Here is a 17,334-nt window from a genome sequence, read left to right on the forward strand (position 1 = left end):
GGAACGGGACATGCCACCCGCAGCGAGAATGGGCGACCTGACCGGGCATCCCGGCGTCATCACCGGGCCCGGTGTGCCGACCGTGCTCATCGCCGGCAAGCCGGCGGCGACGGTCGGGGACATGCACGCGTGCTCGTTCCCGCCGCCCGCCGTGCACCCGCCGACGCCGATCATCCCGCCGGGGTGCCCGACCGTGCTGATCGGCGGCAAGCCCGCGGCCCGCGTCGGTGACATGAGCGGCTGCGGCGCGCCGATCCTGCCACCCGGCGCTCCGACCGTCCTCATTGGAGGGTGAAGTGGACTTCATCGGCAGGGGCCTCAGCTTTCCCGTCCGCACCGACGCGACGGGCTCGGTGGCGCTGGTCGGCGGCGACCGCGAGATCGTGGAGAGCATCCGGCTGATCCTCGCGACCGCGCCGGGGGAACGCCCGATGCGGCCCGAGTTCGGCTGCGCGATCCACGACCTGGTGTTCGCGCCCGCCGACTCCACGACGGCCGGGCAGATCGCCTACGAGGTGCGGCAGTCGCTGGAGCGGTGGGAGCCGCGCGTCGACGTCACCGACGTGGTCGTCGACTTCGCCGAGGCCGACAACGGCACCCTGCTGATCGACATCCGCTACACCCTGCGCACCACCAACGACCCGCGCAACCTCGTCTTCCCGTTCTACGTCATCCCGCCGCACGAGGACGGTGCGTGATGCCGCTTCCCTTGCCGAACCTGGACGACCGGCGCTTCCAGCAGCTCGTCGACGAGGCCAAGCGCCGCGTCCAGCAGCACTGTCCGGAGTGGACCGACCACAACGTCTCCGACCCCGGTGTCACGCTGATCGAGGCCTTCGCGCACATGGTCGACGAGCTGATGTACCGGCTCAACCGCGTGCCGCGACTGCACTACCTCAAGTTCCTGGACCTGATCGGCGTCGAGCTGTTCGCCCCGACCGCCGCACGCGTGGACGTCACCTACTGGCTCTCGGCACCCCAACCGGCTCCGGTCGAGGTCCCGCGGGGCAACCAGGTCGCGACCCAGCGCAAAGGCATCGAGGACGCGGTCGTGTTCACGATCGACCGCCCGCTCACCATCGTGCCCTGCGAGCTCACGCACCTGGCCACGGCCACCGCGAACGGCCAGCCGATCGACCGCACCGACGACCTCAAGGCCCTGAAGGAGCCGGCGGCGTTCAGCGAGCAGCCGGCACCGGGCGACGCCGTGCTGTTCGGGCTGTCCGCCGCGATTCCCGGCTGCGCGGTGCTGCTCAGGTTCGACTGCGAACCGATGGGCTCCGGCATCAACCCGGCCGACCCGCCGTGGGTGTGGGAGGCCTGGACCAGCGAGGGCTGGACCGCCTGCGAGGTCGACCACTTCACCAACGGCGGCTTCAACTCGTCCGGCGACGTCGTCGTGCACGTCCCGCCGGACCACACGACGTCGATCCTGGTCAGGCAACGCGCGGGCTGGCTGCGCTGCCGCGCCGCCGAACTGTGGCAGGACCAGCCATTCTACCAGCGCTCACCGAAGATCCGCGACGTCACCGCCGCCACGATCGGCGGCACCATCGAGGCCGTGCACGCCGACGTGGTCAAGGCCGAGACCGTCGGCGTCTCGGAAGGCGTTGCCGGGCAACGGTTTCCGCTCGCGCGCACCCCGGTCGTCGCAGGCGCGCCGATCACCGTGGAGGTAGCGACCACCGACGGCTGGGACGAGTGGACCGAGGTCCCCACGTTCGTCGAGTCGGGCCCGGATGACCGGCACTTCCTGCTGGACAACATCGAGGGCCAGATCATCTTCGGTCCGGCCGTCCGCCAGCAGGACGGCACGTTGCGGCACTACGGCGCCGTACCCGCGAAGTCGGCGGCGATCCGCGTCCCCGAGTACCGGACCGGCGGCGGGGTCCGGGGCAACGTCGCACGCAACCTCGTGGTCGTGCAACGGGATCCGGTGCCGTTCGTCAGCAACGTGACGAACCGCAAAGCCGGACGTGGTGGTGTCGCGGGGGAATCGGTCGAGGACGCGGCCCTGCGCGGTCCGCTGTCGTTGCGGACGCGGGATCGGGCGGTGACGGCCGAGGACTACGAGATCCTCGCGCGGGAGGCCGCTCCGGAAGTCGCCAGGGTCCGTTGTGCGCCAGGGGACGAGGGTGTGCGCGTGCTGGTCGTGCCGGCCGTCCCGGAGCACGAGGAACCGAACTTCGCGGCGCTCCAGGTCGATCAGGAGACGCTGGAGCGGATCGGGCGCCACCTCGACGCCCGACGGTGTGTGGGGGCGCGGGTGAGCGTCGAACCGCCGTTCTACCAGGGGATCACGGTGGTCGCGGACCTCAAGGCACGGACCGGCGCGCCGACCGAGGCCGTGCGGGCCAGGGCGATGGACGCGCTGGGGAATTACCTCGATCCGATTCGCGGGGGCGCGGACGGCGACGGGTGGCCGTTCGGGCGGCCGGTGCACTCCGGGGAGGTCTACGCGGTGCTGCAACGGATCGTGGGCGTGGAGCTGGTGGAGGACGTCCGGCTGTTCGCGGCGAACCTGGTGACGGGGGAGCGCGGGCAGGCGGTGCAGCGGGTGGATCTGCCGCCGAACGGACTGGCTTTCTCTTACGGACACCAGGTGAGGGTGGTGAAGGGCTGACCATGCGCACCGCGGTTGACGACCTCATCTCCCCGCACCCCCTCGGCGAGCGCATGCCCGCCGTCTACACCGACGACGACTTCGCCCAGCGGTTCACCCAGGCCCTCGACGGCGTGCTGGCCCCGATCTTCACCGTCCTGGACAGCTTCGCCGCCTATCTCGACCCGCGGCTCGCCCCCGCGGACTTCGTCGACTGGCTGGCCGGCTGGGTGGCGCTCGACCTGGACGAGAGCTGGTCCGCCGGCCAACGCCGCGAGCTCGTGGCACGCGCCGTGCGGCTGCACCGGTTCCGCGGCACCAGGAGAGGGCTGGCGGAACACGTCTGGCTGCTCACCGGCGGCCGCGTCGACATCGCGGACAGCGGCGGCACCTCCACGTCCCCGCGCCCGGACGGCCCGATGCCCGGCAGTTCGCCCGCGCACGTGCTGATCCGCATCCGGGTGGCTGACCCGAACACGGTCGACCGGGCGCGGATCACCGCGGCGGTACGGCGGATGGTGCCCGCCCACGTCGCCATGACCATCGAGGTGACCACATGATCGTCTGTCAGACCTGTGGGGAGCACAACGCGCCCAACGCGGAGTTCTGCGGCAACTGCGGCGACTTCCTGAAGTGGACCGGGGCGCAGGTGCAGGCCGGGCCGGTCCGCCCGGACGCCGTGCCGCAGCAGCAGCAGCAGCACCACCGTCCACAACAGACGCTGAGACGGCAGGCCCAGCCAGGTGACCTGATCTGCGGCCAGTGCGGGTCCGGCAACGTGCCCACCAGGAACTTCTGCAACGTCTGCGGCCACTCGCTGCAGGACGCGGTCACGCAGAAGCAGCCGTGGTGGAAGCGCTGGGTGCCCGGCAAAGGCCCGAAGGTCAGGGAACGCGGCAGCCGTCCACCCCGCACCAGCAGAACGACCAAGGTCCGCCAGGGGATCGGCAAGGCGTTCCGATGGGTGCTGGTGATCGCGGTGCTGCTGTTCGGCGGCTTGTACGGGTTCTCGCAACCCTTCCGCGGCAACGTCAACACGCAGGTGGTCGAGGCGAAGGACACGCTCGCCGGCATCTTCCTGGAGGACTGGGTGCCGGTGCGGCAGAGCTCGATCTCGGCCGGGCGGGAACTCCCCGACCACCCTGCGAAGCTCGCCATGGACAACAACACCGCCACCTTCTGGGCCGCCCAGACCGATTCGAAGACCGCGGCGCTGACCATCCAGTTCGACCGGGTCACGGACCTGCGCCGGATGATCGTGCACAGCGGCGACCCCAAGAAGTACCTGGGTTCCCAACGGCCGCAACGCCTGACGCTGGTGTTCGACACCGGCAAGACCCACGACGTCACGCTCACCGACAAGCCGGACGAGCAGCAGCACTCCATCAAGAACGGTGACGGCGTCAAGCAGGTCCAGGTGCTCATCGCGGGTGTCTACCCGTCTGCCGACAGCACCGACACGGTGATCAGCGAGATCGAACTGTTCGAGAAGCAGGTGAAATGACCGTGCGCGCACTTCCGTTGCTGCTCGTCGCATTGCTGGCAGCGCCGACCCCGGTGTCCCTCGCCCAGCCACCGCGACCCGAGCCGTTCAACATCGGCTTCACCAGTGACAACGACCTCTTCACCGTCGACAGCTCCGGAAACGCGCGCACCAACCTGACGAACAGCCCGCGCGAGCAGCAGTACGACCCGGCGTTCTCGCTCGACGGCGCCAAGCTCGCCTATGTCGACCGCGGCCGCGTCATGATCGCCAACGCCGACGGCACGAACCCCGAGCGGCTCAACAACGAGACGCTCGCCCAGACACAACCGGCGTGGTCCCCGGACGGCACGATGATCGCGCTCGTCACCTGGATCCCGAACGGCGACGGCGAGCGCCCGTTCATCGAGATCTACCGTGCGGCAGACGGCGTCAAGACCGGTGGGATCCCGATCCCCGACCACCTCAGCGCCGAGGACACCCAGCCGGACTGGTCGCCGGACGGCAGGACCATCGCGATCACCCGCCGCTCCAGCAACAGGACGCCGCCACCGCCGCAGATCACCCAGCCCGCGACCGACCGCCCGGCCAGGCAGGGCAGCACGTTCGACCTCGAGCAGGTCGTCCACACGCCGCGCGTCCCGCCGAAGCCGGACGTGGTGCTGCTGATCGACATCAGCGGCTCGATGCGCGACGAGCTGAAGGGCGTCCAGGAACAGCTGGGAAGCATCATCGGCGAGGTCAAGACGTTGCAGCCGGAGACCAGGTTCGGCGTCGCCACCTATGCCGGCGCGGAGAACAAGGGCAAGGTGTTCACCGTCGACATCCCGCTGACCGGCAGCGTCGAGGAGGCGGTGAAGGCGGTCAAGGACATCGGCCTGGTCACCGACCTCACCTCCAGAGAGGTGTGGGCGAACGCGCTGATCGAGTCCTCCACCCGCGCGTTCGAGTTCCGCCCCGACGCCAGCAAGGTCTTCGTGATCATCGGCGACGAGCCGACCGAGGAACGACTGGTGACCGGCAACGACACGGTCGCCAACGCCATCACCGAGCTGAAGCGCGCCAACGTTCGCGTGGTCGGCGTGGACAGCGGCGACGCGGAGGTAGGCCTCAACTCGCGCGGCCAGATCAGTCAGATCATCGTGGATCCCAAGGGGTCGCTGCAGAAGTACGTGAAGAACGGCTCCGAGCAGATCCGGACGGCGATCCTGGACGGCATCAAGGACCTCGACGTCACGGTCACCCCGATGCCGAGGTGCGACACCGGGCTCACCGTCGAACTCACCCCTCCGGGCCCGGTCACCGGCCCGAGCGGTCAGGACGTGAAGTTCGCCGAGAAGTTCAGCGTGGCCGCGACCGCCACACCCGGAAGCACTCTGCGCTGCACCATCGAGTTCCGCCTCAACAACGAGCCGCAGGCACGCCCCGGCCACACCCAGACCGTCACCGTCCGCGTCGCCGACCTCGTCACACCGTTGGTGCGCATCGACAACGTGACCACGCAGGCCCAGGACGGCACCGGTGCGACCGTCACCTACCAGGCGAGCGCGACCACCAGCCAGGGCCAGCCGCTCACCCCGGCCTGCACGCCGCCGTCCGGAACCAGGTTCCCGATCGGCATCACGACGGTGACCTGCACCGCGACCGACCCCCAAGGCAACACCGGCACCGACACCGCCGTCATCACCATCACCGCGCAGAATCCCGAGGGCTCCCAGATCTGGCTCGTGTCACCGGACGGCGCCAACCAGGTCGACCTGTCGTCACGCTTCGACGACCCGTGCGGCGGCCGCGACGACGAGTTCCCGGCGTGGTCCCCGGACGGCATGAGCCTCGCGTTCACCCAGGACGAGCGGATCTGCACGGTCAACGCGGACGGCACCGGCCTTCGCGTGATCGTGGAGGACGCCGGCACCATCGTCCGCCCGCGAGACGCTGCGTGGCTTCCTGACGGGACCAGGCTGGTGTTCCAGTCCTCCGACGTCGAGGCGCCACCGGACCTGTGGACCGTCGCCGTTCAGAACGGCACCCCGCAACCGCTGGCCCGCAACGCCGGCCAGCCTGCCGTGCAACGGCTGCCCAGGCTCGCCGTGACCGCCACCGCGACACCCGCCGAGATCCCGTTCAACGGCAAGACGACGATCGAGGTCGCCGTCACGAACTCCGGCTTCGCCCCGGCGCCCGCCACGCTCACCGTGACCATGCCGCCTGGCCTGCGAGGTGGACCGGCGGGAACGAACCTCGGCCCGATCGCCCCGGGGGAACGGAAGGTCGTGAACGGCGAGGCCTCTGGTGTCACAGCAGGAGAGCACGTGGTGACGGCCGCGGTCGGCACGATCACCTCCCAGGTCACGGTGAAAGTCCTGGAACGAACCGGATCCCTCTCGCTCACGCTGTCGGCGGGCCCTCGGCCGGCGTTCGTCGGCGGTGACGACGTGAGCGTGGTCTTCAAGCTGCTCAACAGTTCCGGCTCGACGCTGACCGACGTGCGGGTGGTCGCCTCGGCGTTCGGCTGCCAGCCGGACTGCCCGGTCGGCACGCTCGGGCCCGACGGCCAGGCCGAGGTCAGGTTCACCATCCCGGCCACCCAGGCCGTCGACCGGGAGCTGGTCGGCGTCGTGATCGCCACCGGACCGGACGAGAACTCGCTGGACAACGTCGCGGCCACGCAGATCGTGATCAAGCAGCCCACGCTGACCGTCGACCAGCAGGCAGGGCCTCTGGGTGGGGTGGTCTCGCTGCTGGGCAAGGACTTCCCGCCGGGCGCGAAGCTCAGGCTCGGCTGGACCACCGGCATCTCCGAGACGCCGGGGGAGATCACCACCGCCGACGGCACGTTCGCCACGCAGATGCTCGTCTTCCACAACGACACCGAGGGCGTCCGGCAGGCGCTGGCGACCGCGCTCGAGGGCACGCGGTTCGGCGAGGTGAAGTCGGGGGACTTCCTCGCGCTGCCGAGCACCGTGCAGCCGTCGGACTTCGTCGAGCGCGGCTGAACTGCACCTACGGGCAGTGATGAGCGCACCCGGTCACGCCTGAACCGCCACTGCCACAGGGACGCTGAAGAAGGAGACTTCAAGTCATGGGAGCAACAGCGACACTGTCCACTTCGGACCTCGCGGTCGCACCGGGCGGGGACGTCACCTGCCAGGTGATGGTGCGCAACGCGGGCGAGCTGGTGGACCAGTTCACGATCGACGTCGTCGGCGATGCCACGTCGTGGAGCCACGCCGAACCTGCCGCGGTCAACCTCAACCCCGGTGAGTCCGCGCCGGTGCTCATCCGGTTCGCGCCACCCCGCGACGCCAGCGTCCACGCGGGCCCGATCCCGTTCGGCGTCCGGGTCATCTCACACGAGGACCCGCACGGGTCCGTCGTCGAAGAGGGCGTCGTGGTGGTGGGCGCGTTCACCGACGTGGCCGCGGAACTGGTACCGGCCAAGGCGGAGGGCGCCAGGAAGGCCAGGTACGAGGTCGCCGTCGACAACGTGGGCAACGCGCCCGCGATGCTGCGGTTGCGGGCCGTGGATCCCGAGGACGAGCTGGACTTCCGGCTGGACCGCACCGAGATCTCGCTGCCGCCGGGCACCACCGCGTTCGTGCGGCTGCAGGCCAAGCCGCGCAAGACCTTCCTTCGTGGCGAGCCGAAGCGGCACCCGTTCCAGGTCGAGATCACGCCGGAACAGGGCGAGCCGCTCGTCGCCCAGGGCAGCATGGTCCAGCGCCAGCTGCTGCCGAAGTGGTTGCTGCCGGCCCTGATCGCACTCCTGTTGCTCGCGGGAGCCCTGGTGGCGCTGTGGTTCACGGTGCTGGCGCCGGCGGTGAAGTCCGCGGCACGCGAGGCGATGCAGCAGGAGAGCAAGGAGATCAAGGAGAAGGCTGACGAGGCGGCCAGCGCGGCCGGTGCGGCCAAGAACGAGTCGAAGCAGGCGGCGGCCAACGCCGGTCAGGCCCTGGACGCGCTGGGCATCAAGCCGGGCGACACCAGCTCGACGCCGACGTTGCCCAAGCCCGCCGAGAAGGGCGAACCGGTGACGTTCCGGATCGACGTCACCTCACCGATCGTCGCGAACGCCGGTGCGTTCACCGAGGTGACCTTCACCCCGCCGGACGACAAGAAGACGCTGCTGTTCAAGGACATCTTCTTCGAGAACGCCAAGGGCGACACGGGCACCGCCCAGCTCGTCCGGGACGCGGGCGGGACCCGCAGCGTCATCAGGGTCATCGGGCTCGGGAACTTCCGGGACCGCGACGAGCACTTCCAGGAACCGCTGCGGTTCCAGCCTGGCGAGAAGATCGTGTTCCGGGTGAGCTGCCAGAACCCGCAACCGAAGGGCGCTTGCACGCCCTCGGTCGTCCTCAACGGACGGGCGGAATGACGTCAGGTCAGGCCCTCACCCTAGATCAGGCCTTCGCGCAACGCGAAGGCCACGGCGTGGGCGCGGTTGCGCAGCTGGAAGCGGTTGGTGATGTCGTGCAGGATCGACTTCACCGTCCGCTGCGAGTAGCACAGCCGCTCCGCGATCTCCTTGGTCTCCAGGCCGTCGGCGATCATTCGCAGCACCTCGGTCTCCCGGCTGGACATGCCGGCGAGGTTGAGCCCGTTGGGGCGCAGCACGTTGCGTTGCAGCTGGGACACCCGGCCGAGCAACCGCCCGAGCAGGTCGGCGGGCAACGAGCCCTCGCCGACGTGAGCCGCGCGGATCAGCCGGACCAGCGTGTCCGGGGTGGCCTCGGCGCGGCGCAGCACGGCGGACACGCCACTGCCGACGACGTCGAGCAGTTCGGAGTCGGCCACGTCGCCCGTGACGAGGACGATCCCGGGATTGGGCTGGCACTGCAGCTTTCTCAGCAGTTGCAGGACGTTCTCGTCGAGACGTTCCGCGACGACGAGCGCGACGCAGCTCTCGGCGGTCTCCGGCTCGACGAGCCGGATCTCCGGGCGTGAGCGCAGTGCGACGATCACGCCCGCGCGGGTGATCGAGTCGGCGGCGTGCAGGACAACGGTCACTGGTTCGGCGTTCATCAGCTCCCCTTCTGACGTCGGCCCAAGAAAAGGCACCACAGCAATCATCCGGCCGGAAACGTCCCGGCGGACAGGTGCGGTTATCCCGAACTGTCCCGGAACCGGTTCACGGCTTGAGCGCGATCTGCTACCTGTAACTTGCGGAGGATGTTGGAAACGTGATTCCGCACGGTTTTGGTGCTCAGGAACAACTCTCGTGCGATCGTGGCGTTGCCTTTGCCCGCGGCCATGAGATCGGCGATCTCGCGTTCCCGCCCGGTCAGTTCCGGCAGCGTGCTCGGACGTGGCGCGGTGACGAAGAAGTCCAGCAACCGCGTGGCGACGGCCGGGCTGAAGATCGCCTCACCCTCACCGACCGCGCGCACGGCGTCCACGATCTGCTGGGGACGCGAGGACTTGACCAGATACCCCCGCGCACCTGCCCGCATCGCCGCGAACACCGATTCGTCGTCGTCGAACATGGTCAGCACGAGCACGCGCGCGGACGGCCGTTCGGCCACGATCTGGCGCGTGGCCTCCACACCGCCGAGGTCCGGCATGTTGAGGTCCATCACGATCACGTCCGGTTGCAGCCGGTCGGCCAGCTCGATCGCCGCCGTGCCACCGGAAGCCTCGCCGATGACGTCGATGCCGCTGTCGGTCAGGGCGGCCATCACGCCGCGGCGGAACAGAGGGTGGTCGTCCACGACGAGTGCGCGCAAGGTCATGACCGCGCTTTCATCTCGGGGCCGTCATCTCAGGGGGATGGCCGCGACGAGCCTGGTGCCGCCGTCGCGACCGGATTCCACCCGGCAGTTCCCGCCGAGCTCGCTGGCACGTTGCCGCATCGACGCGAGCCCGACGCCGTTCGACAGCTCGGCGCTTCCGACGCCGTCGTCGACGACCTCGGCGTGCAGCTCCACGTCGAACCACAGCCGCACCTGGCACGTGCGCGCGTCGGCGTGCGTCACGACGTTCGTCAGCGCCTCGCGGATGATCCGGTACGCCGCCACGCTGACCGCGTCGGGCAGCGGCGGGATCTCGCCGAGCACCACGACGTCGATCGCGACGTGCAGCCGGGAGCGCAGGGCCGCCACGAACTGCTCGACCGCGCCGGCCAGTCCGAGCCTGGTCACCGAGGACGGGCTCTCGTTCGCCACCAGCGCCTTGATGTCGCCGATCGCGGAGTGCATCTCGTCCTCGAGCAGCGCGAGCAGCCTGGCCGCGCCGGTGGGGTCGGAGGTGAGCAGCTGCCGTGCCGACCGCAGCCCGAGAGCGACCGCGGCGAGCGATGGGCCGACGCCGTCGTGCAGGTCGCGCAGCACCGTGCGGCGCGCCTCTGCCGCACTCCTGGCGCATGACTCCGCGGGCACGATGAACTGGCGGCGCATGCTGCCTCCCCTCCAACTGTGACGTCGTCCGCGCGTCAGCACCCGTTTCCGGCATTCCCGATGGAGTGACGCAAGTCCCCTGATCGGCCCATTCCGCCCGCTGGCGTGCGTGCGCGACAGGTCGTTTGCACTCTGATGGAAGCGCCGGTCGCCGTGATACAGCCAGATGGAAATTCCAAATGGACCGGTGAGCGGTACGGAGGTATTTGTCAGCCGAATGGACGCTCCTGTCGAGTATGGGAGTCGAGGTCCACGACCCTCGCTGGCTCACGGCCGTGCCGGGCGCCGAGCTCGTGGTCGGGCTGGACGAGGCGGGGGAATGCGCCGCCAACGGTCACCGGGCGACGGTGTTGATCGACCTCGTGCCGGACACCGTGCCGTTGCTCCGGGGTATGGCGGCCGAAGCGGTGGGGGCGGGTGCGCGCAAGGTGCGTGTGCGGCCGTACGGCGTGGATCGGGTCGACCTCGTCTACGCGGCGGTCGAGCTGAACCGGGTCGCGGAGGACGATGCCATCGAGGTCCAGTTCGACGTCACGTCCGCCGCACTGCTGCGGGCGGACCCGGCGGCGTTCGTGCGGGTGGATCCGCTGGTGGTCAAGGCGGACGGGACCGTCGTGCCGATCTGCGCCGGGCTGGAGCGGTACGCGCTGGGCGCCATGGGGCCGTCGATCGACGAGCTGGTGTCCGCGTGGGATCCCGAGCCCGTCCGGGACCTGTGCCGGGTCGCGCTGACCCGTGCGCTGGCCGACACCGGGCCGCTGGTCTCCTGGTACGAGCACCTCACCCGGACAGCAGCTCAGATGCGGACCTCGTGTTGATCACGAGGTCCGGCGTGACGCCGCACTCCTCCGCCCGCGCGCAGCCGTAGTTCAGCCAGTCCAGCTGACCGGGCGCGTGCGCGTCGCTGTCGATCGAGAACGTGCACCCGGCGTCGACGGCGAGGTTGAGCAGCCGGCGCGGGGGATCGAGCCGCTCCGGCCGTGAGTTGATCTCCACCGCGGTGCCGTGCTCGGCGCAGGCCTCGAAGACCCGTTCCGCGTCGAACTGCGACTCCGGGCGGCCCTTGCCCACGACCAGGCGTCCCGTGCAGTGGCCGAGGATGTCGACGTGCGGGTTCGCGACCGCGTTCAGCATTCGTTTGGTCATGTCGGCTTTCGGCATCTTCAGTTTCGAGTGGACGCTCGCGACCACGACGTCCAGCCGTGCCAGGAGGTCCTCGTCCTGGTCGAGCGAGCCGTCGTCGAGGATGTCGACCTCGATGCCGGTGAGGATCAGGAACGGCGCCAGTTCCACGTTCAGCTCGGCGACGACCTCGAGCTGCTTCTCCAGGCGTTCCCTGCTCAGTCCATTCGCGACGGTCAGGCGCGGCGAGTGGTCGGTCAGCACCATGAACTCGTGGCCGAGGTCCCTGGCCGCCTCGGCCATGTCCCTGATCGGGCTGCCGCCGTCGGACCAGTCGGAGTGGACGTGGCAGTCGCCCTTCAGCTTCGCGCGCATCTCCTCGCCGCCGGTGATGTCGACGTGCCGGAGCTTCGCGAGATAGGCGGGTTCCCTGTTCGCGAGCGCGTCCTGGACCACGCCCGCGGTGGACTTCCCGACGCCTTTCAGGTCGGTGAGCGTGCCGAGCCTGGCGCGCTTCTCCACGTCCGCGGGGTCCAGGTCGGCGAGAACGGCGGCCGCGTTGCGGAACGCCTGGACGCGGTAGGTCGGCTCGCCTGCCCGTTCGAGGTGGAATGCCACCTGCTTCAACGCCTTGACCGGATCCATACCCCTTCCTACCTCATCGACTCTCCGCACGCCTTCTGTTGTTGGAGACGCATCGATCAACAATGATGTCCGCCATGAACCGAGCCGGCTCGCGGCGCAAGCGGAGCAAGGGTGACCTGACGTCGCAGGCCATTCTCGACACCGCGGAACAGCTGCTGGAGACGAGAGCGCTCGACGACATCGCCGTCGACGAGCTGACGTCCGGCGCGGGAATCTCCCGGTCCACCTTCTACTTCCACTTCGAATCGCGCGAGGCGGTGCTGCTCGCGTTGTCCGAGCGGATCACGGACAGCCTCTACGACTCCGCGGTGCTGTGGTTGCGGCGCGGCAGCGAACCGCCGGCGGACTCGATCCGGCGTGCGATCGCGGGCACCGTCGCGTTGTGGCGGGCGCACGGTCCTGTCTTGCGCGCGGCGGTTCGGGCTCGCGACACGAGTGAACTGGTGCGCGGGTTCTGGTCCGGGGTCGCCCGCAGGTTCATCGAGTCGTCGGCCACGCAGATCGAGATCGAACGTGAGGCCGGTGTCGCCCTGCCGGGGCCGCCGACCGCGCGGGCTCTCGCGACTGTGCTGATCTCGATGAACGAGTCCATGTGCTACCGCCTGTCGCTGTCCCGGAAGTCGGCCGCTCGCGATCGTGAGGTCGTGGACACGCTTACTGCTGTGTGGTTGCGGGCCGTGTATGGGGTTCCCCAGTAGATAAGCGGTGGTCATTGCTCTCTCGACACTGTGTCGAATAATTTCGCCACCATGTCGAGCAACCCGTTTTCGCTGGTCGGGCACGTCGCGCTGGTCACCGGCGGCACCCGTGGCATCGGTCTGGAGTCGGTGCGCGCGCTGGCACGTGCGGGGGCGAGCGTCGCCGTGGTCGCGCGCACGGCCGAGACCACCAAGGAGGTCGCGGCGGCGGTCGAGCGCGAGTTCGAGGTCGAGGCGCTGCCGCTCGTCGCCGACATCGGTCATGACGACGAGATTCCCGGTGTCGTGTCGGCCGTCGTCGATCGCTTCGGCCGCATCGACGTGCTGGTCAACAACGCTGGTGCCGCGCCGCCGTTCGGGCCGTTGATCGACGTCTCCGTGAAGGCGTTCGACAAGATCATGGCGGTGAACGTGCGGGCGCCGCTGGCGTTGACGCGTGCCGCGGTTGGCGCCGGCCTCGGTGCCGGTGGTGGGTCGGTCATCAACATCGTCTCCGCGGCCGGGCTGAAGGCAGAACCGTTCATGGGGCTGTACTCGGCGGCCAAGGCGGCGATGATCAGCGCTACCCGGACGCTGGCCCGTGAGCTCGGTCCGGCCGGGATCCGGGTGAACGCCGTGGCGCCAGGGGTGATCAGGACCGAATTTTCGGCCGCGATCGTGGGGGATGAGCGTCTGCACGCGTCGGTCGTCGCCAAGACCGCTCTGGGGCGGGTTGGAGAGGCATGCGAGGTCGCCGGTGCCGTGGCGTATCTGGCTTCTCCGGCCGCTGCTTACACCACCGGTTCGATCCTCGTCGTTGACGGCGGGACGGTGGCGTGATGGAGCTCGTGCCGTTGGGGACGATGACCGCCCGGCTGCGAAAGCCTTACATGCTCCCGAAAACACCCGCTGGCGATCGGTTGATCTACGAGGTCGAGTCTGGTTCGTTCGTCGGTGACCGGTTGCGCGGGGAGATGCACGGGACCTCGACCGCGGACTGGCTGACCATCGGACCGGACGGCACCGCGACCCTGGACGTGCGGTCCGTGCTGCGCACTCATGACGGCGCGTACGTGTTTTTGCACTACTCAGGACGGGTTGACGTCTCGAATGGCTTCAACGCGCCGTTGTACGCGGCGCCGCTTTTCGAAACCGGTGACGACCGCTACCGCTGGTTGAACCGCGTGCAGGCGGTCGCGAAGGGCGTTCTGGACGGGCTCGTGCTGACCTACGAGGTGTGCGAGGTGCGGTGAAATTCACCCGACCTTCGGGGGTGTCGATCGGGTCAGCTGCTGCGGAAGCGTCAGCCGCTGACCGATCGGGAGGGGTACGCGGTGAACAAGCGTTGGGGCGCGGCGGCTTTGGTCGCTCCGTTGTTCGTGTCCTTGGTGGGAACGGCCCAGGCGGCGCCGGGGCCGTTGGACGAGTACTACAACCAGACCGTCGCGTGGGCCGAGTGTCCGGCTGGGTGGGTCTCGCCGTCGACTGGCGTTGAGTGCGCGACGGTTGTCGTGCCGATGGACTACAAGAATCCTGGCAACGGGAATCTTGAGGTTGCGATCTCGCGGAAGAAGGCCGCGGATCCGGCTCGGCGCAGAGGGGTGTTGCTGACCAACCCCGGTGGGCCCGGTGGGTCTGGGCTTGGGGCTGTGCACTGGTTCAACGCTCAGACTGAGGTTCTGAAGATCTACGACGTCATCGGGATGGATCCTCGTGGGGTTGGGCGGTCCACCCAGCTGCGGTGCATCTCGACCGGCTCTGATGACGAGTTTCCCACTCGTCCCACGGACTCGCAGTTGGCCAACTGGGCGGACTACGCGCGTGCGGTTGAGGCCAACTGTCAGCGTGGTGGCGGGGAGATGCGGCGGTTCGTCTCCACCATGAACACTGCTCGGGACATGGATGTGATCCGCGGGGCGTTGGGGGAGAAGAAGGTTTCCTACGTCGGGTACTCGTACGGGACTCAGCTCGGGGCGGTTTTCGGGTCCATGTTCCCGAAGTCGTTGGATCGCAGTGTGTTGGACTCCGCGCTGGATCCGTTGAAGACCTGGCATGAGCAGGATGTCGATGTTGTCGATGCGATCACGGACAACTTGAAGAAGTGGACTGAGTGGACTGCTGCTCGGCATGGGACGTACGGGCTCGGGAGTACTGCTGCTGCGGTGCGGGCTGAGTTGGATGCGATCGCGGCCAAGTTGAAGACTGGGCCCCACGGTGGCTACGCGGACGTCAGCTCGTTCGACTACGCGGTGGGGGCTACTCGGTATCGGCGGTCTTGGGCGGCGTTCTCGCGGCACATCGCGTCGATCAAGGCCGGGGTGGTTGATCCCGGTGAGGCTTCCGCGGTTGTTGCCGCGTTGAAGAAGGGGGACATCGAGCCGACCTCGGCTGGTACGTATCAGGCTGTTACCTGTGAGTGGGACTGGTTCAGCGATGTCAACACTTACTACGGCGACATGAAGCGGTGGCGGGATACGAACCCGTATGGCGGCACGGTGGACTACATGGCGCCTACCAACTGTACGTTCCGGGCGTTCCAGCGGCCGGAGAAGATTCCGGCGATCACGCGGAAGTATCCGGCTGGGATCGTTGTGAACTCTGATGGGGATACTCAGACTCCCTTGGCCAACGGGCGGGTCATGGCTGAGCATCTGAATGAGCCGTTGATCAGTGTGGCCAATGATGGGCAGCATGGGCACTATGCGTTGCGGCGCAACGCTTGTGTGGATGTGCTGGTCAACAAGTACCTGGTGTCCGGGGTTTTGCCGGCTTCGCGGGTTACCTGTGCTGGGACGGATGTCGCGGAGACTGTGCCGCCGGGTGCTGCTTCGCTGTCGGTGCAGTCGTCCCGGCCGTTGAGCGAGATCCTTGGGGAGATCGCTGTGGAGCCCAAGCCGTTCTAGGCAGGCTGCCGGAAGTGGTGTCCGTTACCCGCCGGAGCCACCCAGCGCGTGACCCTGATGGCGTCTGCAAGTACCGCCAACTCAACATCAACACGCACTTTCCTGCTACCAACCGCGCACCCTGCGCGCCAGCACAGGGGTGCGCAGTTGGGTGTAGGTGACGGTGATTGGATCAAGTGTTGGTAGTACTTGCAGACGCCACTTGGAGCTGGCGAGCACATGAGGTTCCGGACAAGGCTGCGCAAGCTTGGGCGCTCGCCTTCGGCATCGCGGGCTTGCGTTAGGCGTACCAGGTGTTGCTGCTTTGGTGGTAGCCGAGAGCGCGGTAGAGAGCGTTCACCAGGGACTGTCCTCGGGAGTTCAGGGCTAGGCCTGGGCCCTGTTTGTTCATGGTGTAGCCGAACGAGATTCGTGCTTTGGGGTCGGCGAAGCCCAGTGAGCCGCCCATGCCGGTGTGGCCGAAGGCTTCTTCTGGCATCAGCAGGCCCTCGGCGTCGTTGGCGGGGAGGTGGGTGTTGTTCACCTGCTTTTGGAAGCCGAGGGAGAAGCGGGACGGGACGCCCACCACGGCGTCTTGGCCGGAGACGGCGGTGATCGACATCTGGGGGATTTGAGACTCTTCGACCAGGCGTATGCCGTTGTAGGTGCCGCCCAGGGCCAGGGGGCGGTACATGCCTGCCAGGCCTCGGGCGTTGGAGATGCCGCCGATTGCGCCCATTTCTGCTGTGTGGGCGGCTCTTGAGTCGGATTCGCCTGGGGCCATGTAGCCGCCGTTGTTCAGGAGCATCAGGCCGGGGAGGGATTCGGGTTGGGTCATGGCGGTGATGAAGAGGGACGGGAGGAGGAGGCCTGGTTCGGTGGGGTCGACCGGGATTGTCGGGGCTACGTGGGGTTCCAGGTCGTCTGGGAGGCCCATCCAGAAGTCCAGGGCCAGGGGGCCGGAGACTTCCTTCTCGAAGAACTGGCCGAGCGAGAGGCCGGTGGCGCGGCGGATTACCTCGCCGATCAGGAAGCCGAAGGTCAGGCCGTGGTAGCCGTGGCGGGTGCCTGGTTGCCAGAGGGGTTTTTGGGCGGCGAGGGTTGAGGTGATCAGGTCCCAGTCGTAGAAGGCGTTGGCTGGCAGCAAACTGGTGGCTGCTGGGAGGCCTGCTTGGTGGGAGAGCAGGTGGCGGACGAGGGTGGTGTCTTTGCCTTCGGCGCCGTACTCGGGCCAGTAGTGGGTTACCGGGGCGTTCAGGTCCAGTTCGCCTCGGGAGGCGAGGATGTGGGCGCAGAGGGACGTGGCGGCCTTGGTGCAGGACCAGACGTGGACGATGGTTTCTTCTGACCACGGCTGGCCGGTCAGGGGGTCGGCTTGGCCTCCCCAGAGGTCGACTACCGGTTCACCGTCGAGGGTGATGTGCACGGAGGCGCCTACCTCGCCGCGTTCGGCGAAGTTGCGTTCGAACTCGGTGCGGACCTCGGCGAACTGCGGGGCGCAGGTTCCCTGGATCGACATTGACCCTCC

At 68.4% G+C, this 17,334-nt stretch carries 17 protein-coding genes; 12 read left to right on the top strand and 5 right to left on the bottom strand.

Annotated features, from left to right (window positions below; translation table 11 throughout):
• Positions 1-10 precede the first annotated feature (10 nt).
• From SK803_RS29385 to SK803_RS29415, 7 genes are all read left to right on the top strand, one after another.
• A complete protein-coding gene (locus SK803_RS29385; protein WP_319969372.1) occupies positions 11-295 on the top strand; it encodes a PAAR domain-containing protein in 285 nt (94 codons plus the stop codon).
• Position 296: 1 nt separating this feature from the next.
• Positions 297-698: a GPW/gp25 family protein gene (locus tag SK803_RS29390; protein WP_319969373.1), complete on the top strand. Its 402-nt coding sequence runs from the start codon at positions 297-299 to the stop codon at positions 696-698.
• Positions 698-2,623, top strand: a complete 1,926-nt coding sequence (locus SK803_RS29395) for a putative baseplate assembly protein (protein ID WP_319969375.1) — start codon at positions 698-700, stop codon at positions 2,621-2,623. Before SK803_RS29390 ends, SK803_RS29395 begins: the two co-directional genes overlap by 1 nt.
• Positions 2,624-2,625: 2 nt before the next feature.
• Complete coding sequence (locus SK803_RS29400) at positions 2,626-3,162, top strand: phage tail protein (RefSeq protein ID WP_319969376.1); 537 nt, start codon at positions 2,626-2,628, stop codon at positions 3,160-3,162.
• Positions 3,159-4,106 carry a zinc ribbon domain-containing protein gene (locus tag SK803_RS29405; RefSeq protein WP_319969377.1) on the top strand — a complete coding sequence of 316 codons (948 nt, stop codon included), beginning with the start codon at positions 3,159-3,161 and terminating at the stop codon, positions 4,104-4,106. Before SK803_RS29400 ends, SK803_RS29405 begins: the two co-directional genes overlap by 4 nt.
• Complete coding sequence (locus tag SK803_RS29410) at positions 4,103-7,081, top strand: VWA domain-containing protein (RefSeq protein ID WP_319969378.1); 2,979 nt, start codon at positions 4,103-4,105, stop codon at positions 7,079-7,081. Before SK803_RS29405 ends, SK803_RS29410 begins: the two co-directional genes overlap by 4 nt.
• Positions 7,082-7,167: 86 nt before the next feature.
• A complete protein-coding gene (locus SK803_RS29415) occupies positions 7,168-8,463 on the top strand; it encodes a COG1470 family protein (protein WP_319969379.1) in 1,296 nt (431 codons plus the stop codon).
• A gap of 20 nt (positions 8,464-8,483) precedes the next feature.
• On the opposite strand, the gene SK803_RS29420 is transcribed toward SK803_RS29415, so the two are convergent.
• From SK803_RS29420 to SK803_RS29430, 3 genes are all read right to left on the bottom strand, one after another.
• Positions 8,484-9,110, bottom strand: a complete 627-nt coding sequence (locus tag SK803_RS29420; RefSeq protein WP_319969380.1) for a response regulator transcription factor — start codon at positions 9,108-9,110, stop codon at positions 8,484-8,486.
• A gap of 80 nt (positions 9,111-9,190) precedes the next feature.
• Positions 9,191-9,817 (bottom strand): response regulator transcription factor, encoded by a 627-nt coding sequence (locus SK803_RS29425; protein ID WP_319969381.1) that lies wholly within the window; start codon positions 9,815-9,817, stop codon positions 9,191-9,193.
• Positions 9,818-9,841: 24 nt separating this feature from the next.
• Entirely contained in the window at positions 9,842-10,480 is a 639-nt protein-coding gene (locus SK803_RS29430) for a sensor histidine kinase (RefSeq protein WP_319969382.1), read from the bottom strand.
• 236 nt (positions 10,481-10,716) lie between these two features.
• Between SK803_RS29430 and SK803_RS29435 the strand changes: the two genes are divergently transcribed.
• Positions 10,717-11,298, top strand: coding sequence for a hypothetical protein (locus SK803_RS29435; RefSeq protein ID WP_319969383.1), 582 nt, complete (start codon positions 10,717-10,719; stop codon positions 11,296-11,298).
• Here SK803_RS29435 and SK803_RS29440 read toward each other — a convergent pair.
• Positions 11,261-12,247 carry a PHP domain-containing protein gene (locus SK803_RS29440; RefSeq protein ID WP_319969384.1) on the bottom strand — a complete coding sequence of 329 codons (987 nt, stop codon included), beginning with the start codon at positions 12,245-12,247 and terminating at the stop codon, positions 11,261-11,263. The two genes, SK803_RS29435 and SK803_RS29440, sit on opposite strands and share 38 nt — an antisense overlap.
• A 74-nt stretch (positions 12,248-12,321) precedes the next feature.
• Between SK803_RS29440 and SK803_RS29445 the strand changes: the two genes are divergently transcribed.
• The 4 genes from SK803_RS29445 to SK803_RS29460 all read left to right on the top strand — a co-directional run bounded on the left by SK803_RS29445 (position 12,322) and on the right by SK803_RS29460 (position 15,827).
• On the top strand, positions 12,322-12,945 hold the full coding sequence (locus SK803_RS29445; RefSeq protein ID WP_319969385.1) for a TetR/AcrR family transcriptional regulator: 624 nt from the start codon (positions 12,322-12,324) through the stop codon (positions 12,943-12,945).
• Positions 12,946-12,996: 51 nt separating this feature from the next.
• Positions 12,997-13,764, top strand: coding sequence for an SDR family NAD(P)-dependent oxidoreductase (locus SK803_RS29450; RefSeq protein WP_319969386.1), 768 nt, complete (start codon positions 12,997-12,999; stop codon positions 13,762-13,764).
• Positions 13,764-14,177 (top strand): DUF3237 domain-containing protein, encoded by a 414-nt coding sequence (locus SK803_RS29455; RefSeq protein ID WP_319969387.1) that lies wholly within the window; start codon positions 13,764-13,766, stop codon positions 14,175-14,177. The genes SK803_RS29450 and SK803_RS29455 overlap by 1 nt, the downstream gene beginning before the upstream one ends.
• Before the next feature lie 81 nt (positions 14,178-14,258).
• Positions 14,259-15,827, top strand: coding sequence for an alpha/beta fold hydrolase (locus SK803_RS29460; protein ID WP_319969388.1), 1,569 nt, complete (start codon positions 14,259-14,261; stop codon positions 15,825-15,827).
• 280 nt (positions 15,828-16,107) lie between these two features.
• Here SK803_RS29460 and SK803_RS29465 read toward each other — a convergent pair whose 3' ends face one another.
• Positions 16,108-17,325 (bottom strand): serine hydrolase domain-containing protein, encoded by a 1,218-nt coding sequence (locus SK803_RS29465; RefSeq protein ID WP_319969389.1) that lies wholly within the window; start codon positions 17,323-17,325, stop codon positions 16,108-16,110.
• Positions 17,326-17,334 lie beyond the last annotated feature (9 nt).

The sequence above is a fragment of the Lentzea miocenica genome, assembly GCF_033949945.1.
Lineage (GTDB): Bacteria > Actinomycetota > Actinomycetes > Mycobacteriales > Pseudonocardiaceae > Lentzea > Lentzea miocenica.